Origin of the sequence: Treponema pedis, from assembly GCF_017161325.1 — a bacterium.
Taxonomy (GTDB): Bacteria; Spirochaetota; Spirochaetia; order Treponematales; family Treponemataceae; genus Treponema_B; species Treponema_B pedis.
Window position 1 is genome coordinate 2208009 of the sequence record NZ_CP045670.1, and the last position, 16654, is coordinate 2224662.

Annotated in this window: 15 protein-coding genes and 1 tRNA gene; 10 read left to right on the forward strand and 6 right to left on the reverse strand. The window is 37.1% G+C overall.

What is annotated here, in order from left to right; translation table 11 throughout:
- Positions 1–112 precede the first annotated feature (112 nt).
- Together DYQ05_RS10135 and DYQ05_RS10140 are read left to right on the forward strand one after the other, a co-directional pair.
- Positions 113–185: transfer RNA gene (locus DYQ05_RS10135), tRNA-Met, on the forward strand.
- A gap of 129 nt (positions 186–314) precedes the next feature.
- Positions 315–914, forward strand: a complete 600-nt coding sequence (locus DYQ05_RS10140; protein WP_024467221.1) for an IMPACT family protein — start codon at positions 315–317, stop codon at positions 912–914.
- Here DYQ05_RS10140 and DYQ05_RS10145 read toward each other — a convergent pair.
- Genes DYQ05_RS10145 through DYQ05_RS10155 form a run of 3 tightly spaced genes read right to left on the reverse strand, consistent with a single transcriptional unit; the run spans position 900 to position 3245 of the window.
- Positions 900–1592 (reverse strand): FecR family protein, encoded by a 693-nt coding sequence (locus DYQ05_RS10145; RefSeq protein WP_024467220.1) that lies wholly within the window; start codon positions 1590–1592, stop codon positions 900–902. The genes DYQ05_RS10140 and DYQ05_RS10145 overlap by 15 nt on opposite strands.
- Before the next feature lie 23 nt (positions 1593–1615).
- Positions 1616–2785, reverse strand: coding sequence for a hypothetical protein (locus DYQ05_RS10150; RefSeq protein ID WP_020965908.1), 1170 nt, complete (start codon positions 2783–2785; stop codon positions 1616–1618).
- Positions 2772–3245, reverse strand: coding sequence for a hypothetical protein (locus tag DYQ05_RS10155; RefSeq protein ID WP_206183374.1), 474 nt, complete (start codon positions 3243–3245; stop codon positions 2772–2774). The genes DYQ05_RS10150 and DYQ05_RS10155 overlap by 14 nt, the downstream gene beginning before the upstream one ends.
- Before the next feature lie 258 nt (positions 3246–3503).
- Here DYQ05_RS10155 and DYQ05_RS10160 point away from each other — a divergent pair, with 258 nt between their 5' ends.
- The 6 genes from DYQ05_RS10160 to DYQ05_RS10185 are packed head-to-tail and all read left to right on the forward strand — an operon-like array spanning position 3504 to position 9644.
- Entirely contained in the window at positions 3504–5051 is a 1548-nt protein-coding gene (locus DYQ05_RS10160) for an ABC transporter substrate-binding protein (RefSeq protein WP_206183375.1), read from the forward strand.
- Positions 5048–5998 (forward strand): ABC transporter permease, encoded by a 951-nt coding sequence (locus DYQ05_RS10165; RefSeq protein ID WP_020965911.1) that lies wholly within the window; start codon positions 5048–5050, stop codon positions 5996–5998. Before DYQ05_RS10160 ends, DYQ05_RS10165 begins: the two co-directional genes overlap by 4 nt.
- Before the next feature lie 2 nt (positions 5999–6000).
- Entirely contained in the window at positions 6001–6828 is an 828-nt protein-coding gene (locus tag DYQ05_RS10170) for an ABC transporter permease (RefSeq protein WP_020965912.1), read from the forward strand.
- Complete coding sequence (locus DYQ05_RS10175) at positions 6821–8479, forward strand: ABC transporter ATP-binding protein (RefSeq protein ID WP_252723347.1); 1659 nt, start codon at positions 6821–6823, stop codon at positions 8477–8479. Before DYQ05_RS10170 ends, DYQ05_RS10175 begins: the two co-directional genes overlap by 8 nt.
- 20 nt (positions 8480–8499) lie before the next feature.
- Entirely contained in the window at positions 8500–8859 is a 360-nt protein-coding gene (locus DYQ05_RS10180) for a PadR family transcriptional regulator (protein WP_038106521.1), read from the forward strand.
- Between the two features lie 2 nt (positions 8860–8861).
- The gene (locus DYQ05_RS10185; RefSeq protein ID WP_020965915.1) at positions 8862–9644 is read left to right on the forward strand and encodes a class I SAM-dependent methyltransferase; all 783 of its coding nucleotides are present in this window, start codon (positions 8862–8864) and stop codon (positions 9642–9644) included.
- A gap of 60 nt (positions 9645–9704) precedes the next feature.
- On the opposite strand, the gene aroA is transcribed toward DYQ05_RS10185, so the two are convergent.
- The 3 genes from aroA to lepA form a co-directional block, all read right to left on the reverse strand.
- The gene (gene aroA / locus DYQ05_RS10190) at positions 9705–11090 is read right to left on the reverse strand and encodes a 3-phosphoshikimate 1-carboxyvinyltransferase (protein WP_024468682.1); all 1386 of its coding nucleotides are present in this window, start codon (positions 11088–11090) and stop codon (positions 9705–9707) included.
- Between the two features lie 3 nt (positions 11091–11093).
- Positions 11094–11525 carry a bacteriohemerythrin gene (locus tag DYQ05_RS10195; RefSeq protein ID WP_024465215.1) on the reverse strand — a complete coding sequence of 144 codons (432 nt, stop codon included), beginning with the start codon at positions 11523–11525 and terminating at the stop codon, positions 11094–11096.
- A gap of 96 nt (positions 11526–11621) precedes the next feature.
- Positions 11622–13427 carry a translation elongation factor 4 gene (gene lepA / locus DYQ05_RS10200; RefSeq protein ID WP_206183376.1) on the reverse strand — a complete coding sequence of 602 codons (1806 nt, stop codon included), beginning with the start codon at positions 13425–13427 and terminating at the stop codon, positions 11622–11624.
- 116 nt (positions 13428–13543) lie between these two features.
- Between lepA and DYQ05_RS10205 the strand changes: the two genes are divergently transcribed.
- Complete coding sequence (locus tag DYQ05_RS10205; RefSeq protein WP_206183377.1) at positions 13544–14251, forward strand: orotate phosphoribosyltransferase; 708 nt, start codon at positions 13544–13546, stop codon at positions 14249–14251.
- Positions 14252–14419: 168 nt separating this feature from the next.
- Complete coding sequence (locus DYQ05_RS10210) at positions 14420–16534, forward strand: methyl-accepting chemotaxis protein (protein WP_206184137.1); 2115 nt, start codon at positions 14420–14422, stop codon at positions 16532–16534.
- Positions 16535–16654 lie beyond the last annotated feature (120 nt).

Consider the following 16654-nt stretch of genomic DNA (forward strand, 5'->3'; position numbering starts at 1 on the left):
CCGTCCGATAGGCTTAAAAAATGAGCCTTACTTTTTTTTGACGAAGCCTTTAATATTTAAAAAAAAATACTTGACACAAAAAGATTTTTTTAGTATACTCAACTTCTGTTACGGCGGTATAGCTCAGTTGGCAGAGCAAACGGCTCATATCCGTTAGGTCATAGGTTCAAGCCCTATTGCCGCTAGCTTCTTTTAAAGACACTCTATAGAGTGTCTTTTTTTTTAGTTTGTTTTATGCGGAGGATTCAAAATGGTAAAATCGGACATTTCCCTTTTAAATCTGAAAGTCTTTTCAAATAACGGAAGTATTAAAAATGAATAGTTTAGCCGAATACGCCTCTTGCGAAATAGAAGTAAAAAATTCCAAATTTTTAGCGGAAATTTTTCCCGTCAAAACCCAAGCCGAAGCGCGCACTCTTTTAAAAACACAAAAACAAAAATACAAAGACGCTTCTCATGTAGTACACGCCTTTGTACTGGGTGAAACGGCAGGAATACTCGGCTGCTCCGATGACGGAGAACCGGCGGGAACTGCGGGGAAACCGATTCTGGCAGTTTTGAGAGGGAAAAATATTACGGGAGTAATGCTTACAGTAATGAGAAGGTTCGGAGGTATTCTTTTAGGGACGGGAGGATTGGTTAAGGCTTATTCGGAAGCCGCAAAAGCCGTTTTGGAAAAAAGTAAAATTATTCCGTATATACCTAAAAACAAATTTGAGCTTTTTTGCTCTTATTCGGAATATGAAATTTTAAAACGCAGTTTCGCAGATTTTTCCGTTGAAACCGAAGACATAATATTCGGTGAAAAGATAAAAATAAAGGGAATAGTTCCAAGCGATAAAAAAAACGCCCTAACCGCATTTATTGAAAATGCGGTTAAAGGCAGTAAATCGGCCGGTTTAATCTTCCCATGAAATACTTATTGTTATAGTTTCCTGTATCGGACTTAGCTCCGAAACATCTATATCATTATTTACCGAAGATAAAGAATTACCTTTCTTTTCCCTATCTGCAAGAGTCGTTATAGCGTTTTCACCGGCACTTATAATCTTTGCGGTTTGAGGCGGAATTACCGTACCCTTATCGTCAATACTTACCGAATTCCCGGGAGCGACAAACACCGTTGTTCCAGAATCAGTAGAGTAAAGCCATTTCCCTGAAAAGCCTTCCAAGGTACCGTCCGAATAAATTCGGCCTGAAGTTCCGCGGACGGAAGCCGTTGCTACAGGGGTCCTTACTTTAAATTCGACTTTTTTTGTAGAAGCCGGCTTGATATCGGCCTTTACCGACCCCACATTTAAATAAACCTTTGACGAAACGGTTTCGGCTTTTGCGGCTATTTCTTCCACTGTAAGCCTTGTAAGAGGTTGAACAATAACGGTTGAGCCGTCAATCCTTAAAGTCAACTCCGATTTAAATGCTGTGGAAATCGTATTTCCCGCGCTTACGACATCACCTTGTTTTGCCGCAACCCAAACACCGTTTTGTTTTATTTCCGCCTTACCCTTTACCGCTATAATCTCGGCACTTACTGCCGAAAGCGGAATAAAAAAGCAAAAAATAAAAACCGCCGTTAAAATCAGTTTTTTCATATTACACCTCCAATTATTTAACCTCAGAACGAAACAGTTCCTTTTAAATCTATTTTTGAATCCACATTTTTATTCTTATCAATAAAAATCCCGGTATCAAAACCGAAAGATATATCTTCAAAAAGAGTATAGCCCAAATAAGCCGTCCATTCAAATCCCGTAAAAAACTTTTGCCCCTTTTGATGCAATCCCTTACAAAAGATTCCGAAATCGGAACCTATAAAAAGGTCATTTATCGGTTTTATACTGAAATTAAAACCGGCCTTTAACAAATCAGAATAACCTATAAACAGCATCTTCGAAGCGCTTGTTTTTGTAAAGGTGTCAAACGAAAATTTTCCGCCGGAAAACCATTGAGTCTTTCCGCCTATCTTTGCACCGTACCTGTCGAAGTAATAATTAAGCTCTCCGTTTACAAAAAAGCCGGGTTTTAAACTTTTTTCGGCGGACATAAGTCCTCCTGCCGCGGAGAGAATAAAAAATAAATTAGGCATTATCGGACCGTTTGCCGAAAGAATAAAATACGTCCTGCTTGCTCCCGCTTTTTTTGTTTCAATAAAAGAATTAACTTCAAAATCTATTGAATGGTTCTCTTTTCCGGCAGGAACATGGAATAAACCGGATATTTGGAAAAAAGAAGGAGATAATCTGTAAATATTCGTATTTTTAGTTTTATTGCGCGAATTGATTTGTACGGTATGGGCATTTAAAAGCCCGGTATATCCCAAATTAAAAAAACACGAAAAGTCCGGCTGCGTATAAGAAATAAACACTCCGTCCATTTGCTGGTCCAAAACCGTTTTTGTTATATCGGTTAAACCGTAACGCCCGAACTCGATTGACATGTTGCTTTTAGAGGTTACAGGCAGGAAAAAAGAAAATTTAAGAAGCTCAATATCAAGTATGTGCTTTAAAACGGCTTTTTCATTTTTAGGTTTTAAATCTTTTTTTAACGAAAAAAGATATGAACCTTGGACATTAAAATTAAAATTACCGCTCTTATCCATATTTTGCTTAGCCCAAACGGTTATTCCGTCATAATGGTTAAGCGTAAGAGAGGTCTTGCTGTCGGGAAGCGACGGTTTTTTAATATCAAACCCTATTCCGGTTTTCAGCAACCCGCCTCCTTCAAATGCGAAACATAAAATCGCCGTAAAAAACAGCATCAGTACGGCCGGCTTATTTTTTTTCATTTCGAATTTCTCCTTCAAAGTTATCGGCGATTTCTATTTTAGCTAAGATGTCAAAGGCTTGCGAAATAGTAATCGGTTCCGAACCTACCGCATTTTGCCTTACAATACCTTTTAATTTAAAGTAGCGCAATGCATAATGAGGGGTTTTTGTAACTCTATACCATAATCCGCCCCTTGCCCCGGCATTTTGCAAAACCAAATTGGAAAATTCGGCAAGTTTTATCGGTTCATTTGCCGAAGCGTTCTTAAACATTTTTAAATCCGAATAGCTTTTAAATGCTTCATCGTAACTTTCATTATCATTTACCTTTCCCGTTGCAGTTCCTATTAAATAGCATGCCTGCCCTTTGGAAAGAAATTCGGAATTTATAATCTCTTCCACTTTTTCAGCCGTTTGAGCAGTACATATACCGTATATGACAATAAAAAGAACCAGAGACAGGATAATTTTTTTAGCCATAAAACCTCCAAACAAAAACATTTAAATGCGGTTGTTTTTATACACTATAGCACATAAATCATAAAATAACAAGTTTATACCGAAAAAAAATATTTTTTTTCGATATGCGAAGTATATAAACTTTTAAAATATGCTTATTTTTTTGTTATTATTGCCGTATTATTGTTTTCCCTGCTTGACATTATACTGCATTATGCACTATAATGCGGTACGCTGTTATAATTAACTAACTTAAAGCGTTATATTTACGGAGGTTTTATGAGTAATAAAAAAATAAGAATTTTAAGTATTTGTCTTTTAATCTTTTTTTTCCTAATTTCTTGCGGAAAAAATACGGAAAAAATGGCGGATACGAAAACGGAGCCGGAAGAGATTGTCCTCAGACAGGAAGGCGGAGATTTCGGCTTTCCCAATCCGTTCAGGCATCAAAACAGAGGGCCGGGATTCTTTAAAATGGAATTGATTTATGACTCTCTTTTGGAAAAAGACGAAAAAGGGCTTATTCCGTGGCTTGCAAAAGACTGGAACATAAGCGAGGACGGTAAAACTTATACATTTACCCTGGTTGATAATGCAAAATGGCATGACGGAAAGCCTTTAACGGCGGAAGATATCGCCTTTTCGGTAAAATATTTTGAAAAAAATCCGCCTGTCCGAGGAGGACTTATCGTAAACGGAAAATATTTAATGGATTCCGTATCGGTAAACGGAAACAAAATAATAATTCACACAACCGATTATACACCGACAGCTTTGGAAAAAATCGGAAGTATGCGTATTATACCTAAACATATTTGGGAAAATATTGAAGACCCTGCAAAATTTTCAGGCGAGGGAGCCGCCGTAGGTTCGGGGCCTTATATGCTTGAAGAATACAGCGGCGAACAGGGAGCATACAAGTTTACGGCATTTAATGATTTTTGGGGTATGAAACCTGCGGTTTTCGCCATCGAATGGATACCGGTAAGCGATAGGGTTTCGGCATTTGAAAATAAAGAAATAGATATTGTAAATGTTTCAGCCGATTTATTAAAAAACTATGAAAATAATGAAGAATTTAAAGTAGTAAAAAATTTCGGACTTCATAATTACCGTTTTTATTTTAACTTTAATAAAGTGCCCGCCCTGCGCGATAAAGAAATACGAAAAGCCGTTGCATATGCAATAGATAAAAAAGAACTGATAGATAAACTGGAGCGGGGCTCCGGTTTGGAAGGCAATCAGGGATACCTCCCTCCTACCCATTCTATGTACAATAAAAATGTTCCTTCTTATGAATTTAATCTTGAAAAAGCAAAGGAGCTTATGAAGGGTAAAAATATTCAAATAAGCGTTTTAACGGGAGCCTCCCCTAAAGAAGTTAAAATGGCTGAATTGCTTAAAATAAGGCTTAAAGATATAGGGATTATTCTTAATGTTGTAAGCGTGGATTCCAAGGCACGCGATACTATGGTAAGAGATAAAAACTACGAAACGGCTATCATAAAATCGGGCGGAATGGGAGGCGATGCGGATATGCTGCGCGAGATTTATTCTTCCAAGGTTAAACGCCCAAATATTGCAGGTTACTCCAACGAAAAACTGGACGATTTATTATATAGACAATCCGTAGAAAAAGATGCCGAAAAAAGAAAAGCTTTAATTTATTCCGTGCAGGAAATATTGGCGGATGAAATCCCCATGCTTTTACTATACGGCGAAATCGACAACACGGTTTACCGCCCGGCAAAATACAATAAGTGGACAGTCCGTTATGACCATACAAAATTGGAACACCCGAAATTGTCTTATGTAATAAGACCATGAGAATAAAATATTTTATTTTATTCTTTATTTTAATAACCGTTCATTTCTTTCTTCCGCGTTTAACTAAGGCGGACCCCTTCGTATTTATGTCGTCGGACGGAACGGAAACTGCAAGTTACAGTGAAGAAGAAATGAATAAATACAAGGCTTATTACGGCTTGGACAAACCTTTATGGAAGCAATATATAAATTATCTTGTAAATATTGCTTCGGGAAATTTAGGTTACAGTATTTATTTTAAAGATAAAATCATAAATCTTATCTTTAAGCGGTTATTATGGACGGCAGGGATTATACTCTGTTCCCTGCTGTTCAGTTCAGTTTCGGGTATTTTCTTAGGGAGTTTGAGCGCATGGAATCAAGGAAAAAAAATAGACGATATTTTATACGGAATAATGACGGTTTTAGTGGAAGTTCCTTCTTTTTTAACGGCAAATATAATTCTTATGTTATTTACGATTTACATTAGAATTCTGCCGACATCGGGAGGAATAACTCCGTTTTTACCCGTGAGTTTTTCAGTTAAAGTTATTGCGGATATTTTAAAACATGCCGTATTGCCTTCGCTTACTTTGTCGCTTATAAAAACACCAGATTTTTATTTTGTAACAAGAAGTGCAATGCTAAGACAGATTCAAAAAAAATATACCGAAACGGCAAAAGCAAAATCTTTAAGCTCTTTTACCGTTGCAGCAAAACACTGTTTACCCAACGCATTAAATCCGATTATAACACGGGTTTTATTAAGTCTTCAAACCCTATTTAACGGTACTTTAATCGTAGAAAATGTTTTTAAGTATCCCGGTGTGGGAAAACTTATAAGAGATGCGGTATTTTATAGAGATTACACTCTGCTTCAAGGTATATTTTTTATTATTACGGTATTTATTTTATTGCTGAGCGGAGCCGGAGAAGCATTGTATACTCTTACCGATAAAAGGAAATAAAAATGAAACTTAAAAATATCCCGTATTATCTTTCATATATTTTTTTACTTGCCGTTGCAGCCTCCGCCTTTTTTCCTTATTTTTCTTTTTTAAAATCGGGAACCGTGCCCTGCGGACAAGCTCTGCTTTCTCCTTCACCGGAACATTGGTTCGGTACTGACGATTTGGGAATAGATATTTTTGCTTCGATTTGTTACGGCTCAAGGACAAGCCTTCTTTTATCGATAGGAAGCGCCTTTTTTGCAGTAATAGGCGGAAGCCTTTTGGGTATGCTTGCAGGATATGCAGGAGGCATTGCGGATACGATTATTTTAAGCGTTATAGATTTTTTTATCGGTATTCCCGACTTACTTTTAATGGTAGTTTTAGGGGCTTTTATAGGGCAGGGTTTAGGAAATATTATATTCGCAATTTCCGCGGTTTCATGGGTAATGCCCGCAAAAATTATGAGAAGCGAAATACTTAAAATAAAAAAAGAAAACTATATAAAACTTTCAAAAGCATACGGAGCGAATTTTCCGCATTTATTTTTATGGCATTTTTGGAAACCTCTTTTTTCCGTTATGCTTGTAAGTGTAATTAAAATTATGAATAAAGCAATTTTAGCGGAAGCCTCGCTGGCGTATTTGGGGCTTGGAGACCCCTTATCGAAAAGCTGGGGTATGACTATAACCCGTGCAATGGCATTTCCGAATATTTATCTTACCGATTTTTGGAAATGGTGGCTGGTTTTTCCCACAATAATTACGGTATTTACGGTATTATCCGTTGCCTTAATCGGAAAAACAATAGAACAAAAAATAGGAACGGTATATAAAAATAATGCTTGAAAAAATATTAACGGTAGAAAATTTAAGTGTAACATATTACAGCTCTTATTCAAAGCGGAGTAACGATACATATAAAAAAAGCGGAATACAAAATATAAATTTCTCTTTAACAAGGGGCGAAATATGCGGCATTATAGGAGAATCGGGCGGAGGTAAAAGCACTCTCCTTTCGGCAATTATGGGGCTTTTAGATGAAAAGGCGGACATAAGCGGAAAAATTATCTATAAAGGAAAAGAAGTTAAAAAAGAAAACATAAAAGAACTGCGTTTTAAAGAAATAGGATTGGTATTTCAAAATCAAGAAGAAAATTTAAATCCTTCTTTAACTGTAGGCACACAAATTGCGGAAATATTGTGTAAAAAAATACATGATAAAACCTTACTTAGAAATGAGCTTGACAAAATTCTTCAAGCGGTGGGTTTGGATATAAGTATAAAAGAAAAATATCCTCATGAAATTTCAGGCGGAATGAGACAGCGAATTTTTATCGCTATGGCAATTTGTTTAAACCCTCCGCTCCTTTTGATAGACGAACCTACTACAGCCTTGGACCCGTCTTCAAAAAAACAAATTTTAAATTTATTAAAAACAATACACGAAAAAAACGGAACTTCGATTTTAGCGGTTTCGCATGACCTTGAAGTAATTGAAAATCTTACTGAAAATATGATGGTGTTTTTAAACGGTTTTTTAATTGAAAAAGGTAAAACGAAAAACATATTGGAAGAAGCAAAACATCCGTATACAGCCGCATTATTACAATCAAGCACTTATTTAAACCCTTGGAAGGACCTATGGGGAATTAAGGAAACGGAAGAAAACAATACATGTCCTTTTTATAACAGATGCACTCAAAAATCGGAAGAATGTTTAACATACACTCCCGATTTACCCATACATTGTAAAGAAGGCGCCGCATGTTTTAAAAACGGAATAGAAAAAATTTTAACCGTTAAAAATATAATAAAAACTTTTTACTCGGGAAAAGAAAAAATTGAAGCCGTCAAAAACTGCTCTATAAGAGTTAGACACGGGGAGGTAGTTGCATTGCTCGGAAAATCCGGCTCCGGAAAAACAACCCTTTTACACTTGGTTGCGGGGCTTTTAAAAAAAGATTCGGGAAAAATATTTTTTTTACAAAACGAGATAGAAAAAAATAATTTGCTTTCTGAAAAGAATGCATTACAAATTATAGAACAGGATTCTTTTTCTTCAATGAATTCGAGCCTTTCCGTGCAGGAAGTCGTAGCTGAACCTTCCGTAATATTGTATAATAAACGGGTTTCGGAATGTAAAGAAACCGTAGTAAAATATTTACAGGAAACGGGTTTCGGTATAGACGAAAACCTTCTTAACAGGAAAACCGGAGAATTATCCGGAGGGCAGCGGCAAAAAATTGCCATTGCAAGAGCCTTATCTATGCAGCCGAAATTGCTTTTAGCGGACGAAATAACTTCTATGCTGGACGATTCTTCAAAAGTAAATATAATGCGCTTATTAAAACGGCTGCAATATGAAATAGGCTTTGCTATGCTTTTGGTTACCCATGATATAAACCTCGTAAAAAAAGTTGCGGATTATGTTTACTGCATGGATAACGGGGAAATAATAAAAGAAGGAAGCGTAAGAAAAATTTTCGCGCAAATTTAAATAATACGGAAGGAAAAAAGATGAATAAAACAAACCCGAACATAAACGAGCGGTCTCAGTTTAAACATTTAACGGCTTTTATTTTAATCATTTTAGCGGAATGCGAAAGAAGTCCCGCAGAAGTGAGAAAATATCTTTTAAAAGAATTCCCCGGTTTTACCAGAGATATGTCCACAATTTACCGCTGTCTCAGCAGCTTGGAAAAAGACGGCTTTGCGGAAATAAAATGGGACTTGCCTGATGACGGAGCTGCAAAAAAAATTTACCGCATTACACAAAAAGGCAGAGAATCCTTATATGAATGGAAAGAAGATATTCTTATACGTAAAAATAATTTTGAAGTATTTTTAAATAAATTTAAATCATTGACAGGAGAATAAAAATGGATATAAAAGAATTTGAAAACTGCATTGCGGAAAAAAAGCCTGCGGAAAATGCAGAAAAAGAATGGAACGGCAGAAGTAAAATTTTTTTTGAGCGTACCGAAAAAATATACGAAGAATTTTCTCAAGATTTTGTATTTAAGGTAATACGCGAAAAAAAACTTCTTAACGGGAATTCAAAAGTATTGGATATAGGCTGCGGCACGGGCAGACATTTAAAAGAATTTTCACAATATACACCGCACCTTCACGGCTTGGATATTTCTTCGGAAATGCTTGAATATGCAAAGGAAAAACTAAAAGACATTCCGCAAGCACGTTTTTTTCACGGTAATTGGCTTGATATTTTTACAAAAGAAAAAGAATACGATTTTGTATTTGCCTGCATGACCCCTGCAATTTCCTCTTCCGAACATCTTAAAAGAATGTCGTATATTTCAAAAAAATATTGTATGCTTGAAAGATTTGTTTACCAAAAAGACAATATACAGGAACAAATAGAAAAAATATTGGGAAGACCGTACATACATATTCCGCACAACAGAAAAGAATACGTGTACGGAGTTTGGAATATTTTATGGCAGCTGAATTACTATCCTGAAATATTATTTGATAACAAGGTACACACGGTAGAAAACGAAATAGATGAATATATGGAGTATTTTAACGGAACGGATAAAGAAAAAAAAGCCGTATTAAACTTTTTAAACGGAGCTGCAAAAAACGGTATTATTACAGCCTCTACACGTACGGTAAAAGCCGTTATTTTATGGGAAGTATAAGGGGAATAAGCGGGGCAATCCGTTACTTGAACGGGAAGGTTTAAATATAACTTCAGTTTTTTAATGTACTTCCTCTATTTTTGCACCGCATACTTTTAAATCTTCAATAAAAGAAGGATAAGTTACGCTTATACATTCGGTTCCGCCGATTTCCGAAAAATCCGCACCTACGGCGCAAGGTTTTTTCGGGGCAATCCCCAAGCCGGCGGCAACCGACATCATTGCAATTCTATGGTCGCCTAAGCTTAAAGGGTTTCCGCAATGTAAATTCTTTCCGCCCAGCCCTTTTATAACTAAAAAGTCTTTACCTTCCGTTATGTCGGCTCCGAATTTACCCAACTCGGAACAAACGGCGCTTACTCTGTCACATTCTTTAAAACGGCAAATACCTATATTTTTTAAAACTGTTTTGCCGTTTGCAAAACAGGCAACGGCGGACAAAGCGGGAAGTAAATCGGGCATATCCGAAATATCAAACTCACCGCCTGAAAGATTTCCGTTATGCGGAAAAACAATAAGAGATTTTTCTTCTTCGTTATACTCCATTTCCGCCCTCATTTTTTTTAAAATACCGACAATTCCCGAATCTCCCTGAACATCGTGTATATCGACATTTTTTAATTTCAGTTCGGAATCGGAAGCGATAGCTGCCGCAATCGGAAAAGCGGCCGCCGACCAATCTCCAGTAATTCTTTTTTTAAATGCTTTAACTTTTTGCCCGCCTTTAATTTGAATTTTTTTAAAATCCCGTGAAACGGTAAAATTTATTCCGCAGATTTTTAACCACTCGAGCGTCATTTTAAGATAGGGCAGCTCCCCCGCCCTTTTTAAATTTACGTTTAAATGCCCTTCTCTTAATGCGGAAGAAAATAAAAGGCCGGTTACAGGTTGGGAAAAATCTCCGGTAAGGCGGCAACTTTGATGTAAATTTAAATCTTTACCGCATATTTTAACCGGAGCCTTTTTTGCTTCCGTCGAAAAAGCATAATCTATTCCCAAGGCCTCATAAATTTCGGCAAGCGGAGAAGCCGGACGGTTACAAAGAGATGCATCTCCGGTAAAAATAAATTCAAAAGGAAGAGCCGTAAGCGCCGCACCCAAAAAGTAAAAAACCGAGCCCGAATTACCGGCATAAAGTTCAACAGGTTTATTTTTTAAGCCGGAAATAAACCCTTTTATTCCGCATGCCGGAGGAGTTACCTTTGCAAGAAATTCTTTTGAAGCGGTTTTATAAATTTTTATTTTTACTCCGAGTTTTTGTAAAACGGAAACGGCGCTTTTAACGTCTCCGCTTATTAAAATATTTTCTATCTCGGAAATATCGTCCGCAAATGAAGCTAAAATTAAGGCTCTAATCGAATGGCTTTTTGAAGGCGGGATACATATTTCGGCAGGTCCTCCGCCTTTACAGGATATAAGCTCGGATTTTTTTACGCGGACAAACATTATTTAAAATTTTTCGTTAGGATAGTTTTCATGAACATAATCCGACCATCTATGGTCTTTTGCTGCTATATGTTCCAAAAGCCATTTTCCTAAAAAATTATAAAATTCAATTCCGGCGTCCATATCTCCTGAAGCAAGAATTTTCAAGTTTTCGTTTATTTTGGAAATAAATTCTTCATGAATTTTCGCATGCTGCTCAAAAAACGGACACTTATATTTTGAAATTATTTTTTCTTCTTCACAAAAATGATACTTGGTATAATCGGAAAGCTCTTTTAAAACCTTTCCTATATTTAAGCTATATTCTTTTTGAGAGCATTTAAGTAAAGAAGCAAAGTCTTTAATAATGAGTAATAACTTTTTATGATGCAAATCTATACAAGTATAACCTACGCTTAAAGAGTCGTCCCATACATATTCATTGATTTTTTTCATATCTAATTTTATCACTTAGACAGCGGTAAAGTCAATACACCGAGAAGTTATTTTTTATAAACTTTAGGTATCGAAACTCTTTATACGATAACGAAATTAATTTTCTTTGGTTTTTAAAACCGCTAAAAACGCCGACTGCGGAAGTTCCACATCTCCTATCATCTTCATACGTTTTTTACCTTCTTTTTGTTTTTCAAGAAGTTTACGTTTACGCGTAATATCTCCGCCGTAGCACTTTGCCAAAACGTCCTTACGTAAAGCGGAAATGGTTTCACGTGCGATTATTTGACTTCCTATTGCTCCCTGAATAGGAATTTTAAATTGTTGCCGTGGAATTTCATCTTTAAGCTGCTCGCAAACGCGGCGGGCCTTATCGTAGGCTCCGGGCTTATATGCAAGCTGTGCAAGAGCATCAACGGGTTTTCCGTTTATAAGGATATCTATTTTTGCCAAATCGGTAGGGCGGGTACCTATAACCTCATAGTCGAAAGAAGCGTATCCTCGACTGATACTTTTCAGCCTATCGTAAAAATCAAAAAGAACTTCCGAAAGAGGCATCTCGTAAGTCATCTCTACGCGCTTTTCATCAAGATACGTCATATTGGTTTGTACTCCGCGTTTTTCCATACAAAGTGACATGACGTTACCCAAATACGTAGAAGGCGTAATAACAACCGCTTTTATATAAGGTTCTTCCGCGGAAGCGATTAGCCCCTCGTCGGGGTAGTCGGCGGGATTATCGCAAATTATCGTTTCGCCCGTGCGCATTGTAAGCTTATATCTTACCGAAGGCGCGGTAAAGATAACCGATTGATTGAATTCTCTTTCAAGCCTTTCTTGAACTATTTCCAAATGCAAAAGCCCTAAAAAGCCGCAGCGAAACCCGTGTCCTAGGGCCAAAGAAGAATCTTTTTCCCAAGTTAAACTTGCATCGTTTAATTTAAGTTTTTCAAAGGCCTCTCTTAATTCTTCATAATCGTTCGTATCTGTAGGATAAACCGAAGAAAAAACAACCGGTTTTACTTCTTTAAAACCTGCAAGAGGCGCCTTGCATGGAAAAGCCGCATCCGTAATTGTATCTCCGACACCTACATCGGAAACCGTTTTTATGCCCGCTATTATATAACCTACTTCTCCCGCTTGAAGAGAGTCCTGTTTAACCAAATCAAGGACAAAACAGCCTGTTTCTTCAACCTTATATTCAACTCCGGTATTCATAAAGCGTACCGTCATTCCGGGTTTGATAATTCCTTCAAAAACCCTTACGTGAACTATAATGCCGCGATACGGGTCGCAATTGCAATCGAAAATAAGGGCTTGCAGAGGATTTGAGCTTAACCCCTTTGGCGGGGGAAAGCAGTGTACTATAGACTCAAAAAGAGCATCTATATTCTCCCCTGTCTTTGCGGACACCGAAACTGCGCTTTCGGAATCAAGCCCCAAATCATGTTCTATTTGATGTTTTGCGGCGGGAATATCGGCAGCGGGTAAATCTATTTTGTTAATTACAGGAAGAATTTCCAAATCATGTTCCAAGGCCAAATACATATTTGAAAGGGTTTGAGATTCCACACCTTGAGTCGCATCTACAATTAAAATCGCTCCTTCGCAGGAAGCTATTGCACGGGAAACTTCATACGAAAAATCGACATGACCGGGAGTATCTACAAAATTTAAAACATAATCTTTTCCGTCTTTTGCAGTGTATGGAATACGCACGGCATGGCTTTTAATTGTTATACCGCGCTCTCTTTCTATATCCATATCGTCGGTCATTTGATTGCGCTGATAGCGTTCATCTATAATTTCGGTTTTTTCGATAAGTCTATCCGCAAGAGTGGATTTACCGTGGTCAATATGTGCAACAATACAAAAATTCCGTATATTTTCAGGCTTTAACATAAGCCGTTATTATAATAAAAAAATAGGCTTATGTCCATAAGTTTAAAGCATATATAATTAACCGATATTAAATCATCTCTTGATATTCGGCAAAAATTGTTTTATAGTATAAGGGTATGAATTTATTTACAGAAAAAATCAATTCCGTTCAAAAAAAATACGGAGCAAAACTTGCACAACAAGCCTTTAAATTGGGAGCTATTAAACTTTCTCCGGAAGAACCTTTTACTTGGGCTTCGGGTTACCGCATGCCGATTTATAACGATAACCGCCGTTTTTTATCCGTGCCGGAATTGAGGCTTTGCATTGCGGAAGCCTTTACGGAGCTTTTAAAAGCCGTAGATTTTAATCCCGATTGGCTTGCCGGAACGGCAACGGCAGGTATTCCTCATGCGGTTACCCTAGCCGACCTTTTAAAAAAGCCCGTTTCTTATGTACGCTCAAGCGGAAAAGACCACGGGTTAAAAAATCTGATAGAAGGTCTCGGAGCAAATGCCGATTACGGCAAAACTTCGGTACTCGTTATTGAAGATTTAATTTCTACAGGCGGAAGTTCCATAAAAGCGGTAGAGGTGGTAAGACTTGCAAACGGAACAGTTCCGTTTTGTTTCGCCATTTTTTCTTACGGTTTTGAAGAGGCGGAAAAAGCCTTTTCAGAGCTTAAACCGGCGTGTATACCCGTAACCGTTTTAGATTATAATCTTATGCTTGATGAAGCTTTAAAAGAAAATTATATAAGCGGAACGGAGAAAAAAAGTTTATCCGAATGGAGAGAAGCTCCTTTTGAGTGGGGAGAAAAGCGCGGATTTTATAAAGTTAAATAGGCTTTATAACAAACCGTATTTTATTAAAATTTTATAGAAAATTACAATATAAGGGGCTTTTAATTTATAAAAAAAATGTATTATAATTTTACAAATTAAAAGTACAATTAAGGAGGTACTTGACATGAAAGCAGAGAATAAATATACTACCCCCCCCCCCCCCCCCCCATACAATCACAGAAAAATAAAGTAAAAAAAATTATTTCCATTCAAAAAAAATTAACGCTCATTTTCGGCGGACTTGTATTTATTGTAGTAGCATCTCAGGGTGTTCTGGGTGCGTTTATAGCACGAAAAGCGGTTTTGGAAAAAATCGAAACGCATTTAAAAGATAAGGCTTCGGATACTGCCGAAATAATTGACGCTAAAGTTACGGCCTTTATAAGTTTTATAGAAGGAGTTTCCCGCTCTTCCTTATTGCGGGACTTAAATGTTTCCTATGCCGAAAAAATCGCAGCTTTAAAAAGAGAAGCGGCCTTTAACCCGAGAATAGTGGAATTTAACATAACCGATTTAAAAGGGAACTGCCATGTATTTGACGGACGCATTATTCATGTAAGCGATAGAGAATGGTATCAAACGGCTCTTTCCGGAAAAACCTTTGTTACCGAATCATATATTTCGAGAACGGATAATAAATTGATGAATACACTTGCCGTTCCTATTTACGGATTTGACAATACCATTATAGGAGTTTTATCCGCCGATACGCCTGCTACAAAACTTTCCGAAGATATAAGCCACATTACCGTAGGAAAAACGGGTAATTGTTTTATTTTAGGTTTAACCGGTAAAACAATTGCGCACCAAAACACAAATTTGGTTTTAAAAGAAGACAATTTTCAGGAAACTGCAAAAACCGATTCTTCTTTTGCTTCAATTGCAGCCTTTGCAAAAAAAGCTATGCAGGACAAAAACTCCTCAATAGGATATTATAATTTTAATAATCAAGATACTATCGCTTCTTATGCTACAATGAAAACAACGGGTTGGAAGGTTATCGTAAAAGCACCGTTAAACGAATTTATGGATACCGTGCAAATTTTGCAACAATCAATGGCAACAAGCGGAACGGTTTTTGTAATATGTACCCTTATTTTGGTATTTATAATAGCTCACAGGATAGTAGTTCCGCTGAGAAAGGTTGTTAACGGCCTTCAAACCATTGCGCAAGGAGACGGAGATTTACGCACAAGGCTTCCTTTGATAGGACGGGACGAAATTACTCTTTTATCCGATTATTTTAACCGAACAATAGAAAAAATCGGCAACTCAATTAAATCGGTAAGCGACAGCACCGATCTAATGCACAATATAGGTAGCAACCTTTCAAGCAATATGACCGAAACCGCCAGTGCGGTACAGCAAATAAATTCCAATATTGAAGGTATAAAAGAACAGGCTATAACACAGGCTGCAAGTGTTACGGAAACTGCGGCAACTATAGAGCAAATTATTAAAACAATAAAGCAGCTTGCTTCAAGTATAGAATTGCAGGGAACAAGCGTTATACGTTCCTCTTCCTCAATAGAAGAAATGGTAGCAAATATTAACTCAATATCTCAAACACTGGAAAAAAACAATGAGCTAATAAAAAATCTGTACGATAAAACCATAAAAGGAAAAGAAGGAGCCAGAACGGCTAATACGGTTGTTATGCAAATGGCCGAACAATCCGATTCTCTTTTGGAAGCGAGTCTTGTTATTCAACATATTGCAAGTCAAACCAACCTCCTTGCTATGAATGCCGCAATAGAAGCCGCTCATGCAGGAGATGCCGGAAAAGGTTTTGCGGTTGTCGCCGATGAAATAAGAAAACTTGCCGAAGAATCGAATGCGCAGGGCAAACAAATAGGAGCCGTTTTAAAAGAGTCGGCAGAAATTATAAAAAAAATGATTGCCGCAGGCAACGGAGCGGAACAGGCCTTTGATGAAGTTTACGAACTTACCCACAATATTTCAGAGCAGGAAGATTTTATTATGTCTTCAATGAAAGAACAGGCGGAAGGAAGCCGTGAGGTACTTAATGCAATAAGCGATATAAAAGCTATTACCGAAAAGGTAAAATCCGGTTCCGACGAAATGCTCGAAGGCAGTGAAGAAGTGGCACAGGAAATGAAAAAACTGGATAACCTGACCCGCATTATCACAGGCAGTATGAATGAAATGGCTTCAGGCTCCGTACAAATAAATGAAGCGGTACAGGAAGTCAATGAGCTTACTCAACAAAATAAGCAAAGTATAGAAGAACTGGTAAGCGAAGTTAAAAAATTTAAGATATAAGAGGTTTAAATCTTTTAAATAAGTTTTAACTCCTTGAAGAGCCTTAAAAACTTCCGTTTTTAAAGGCTCTTCAGCCGTACAGCGGGTTTATAAAAGCTCCTATGTAAGCAAAAAAAAAGG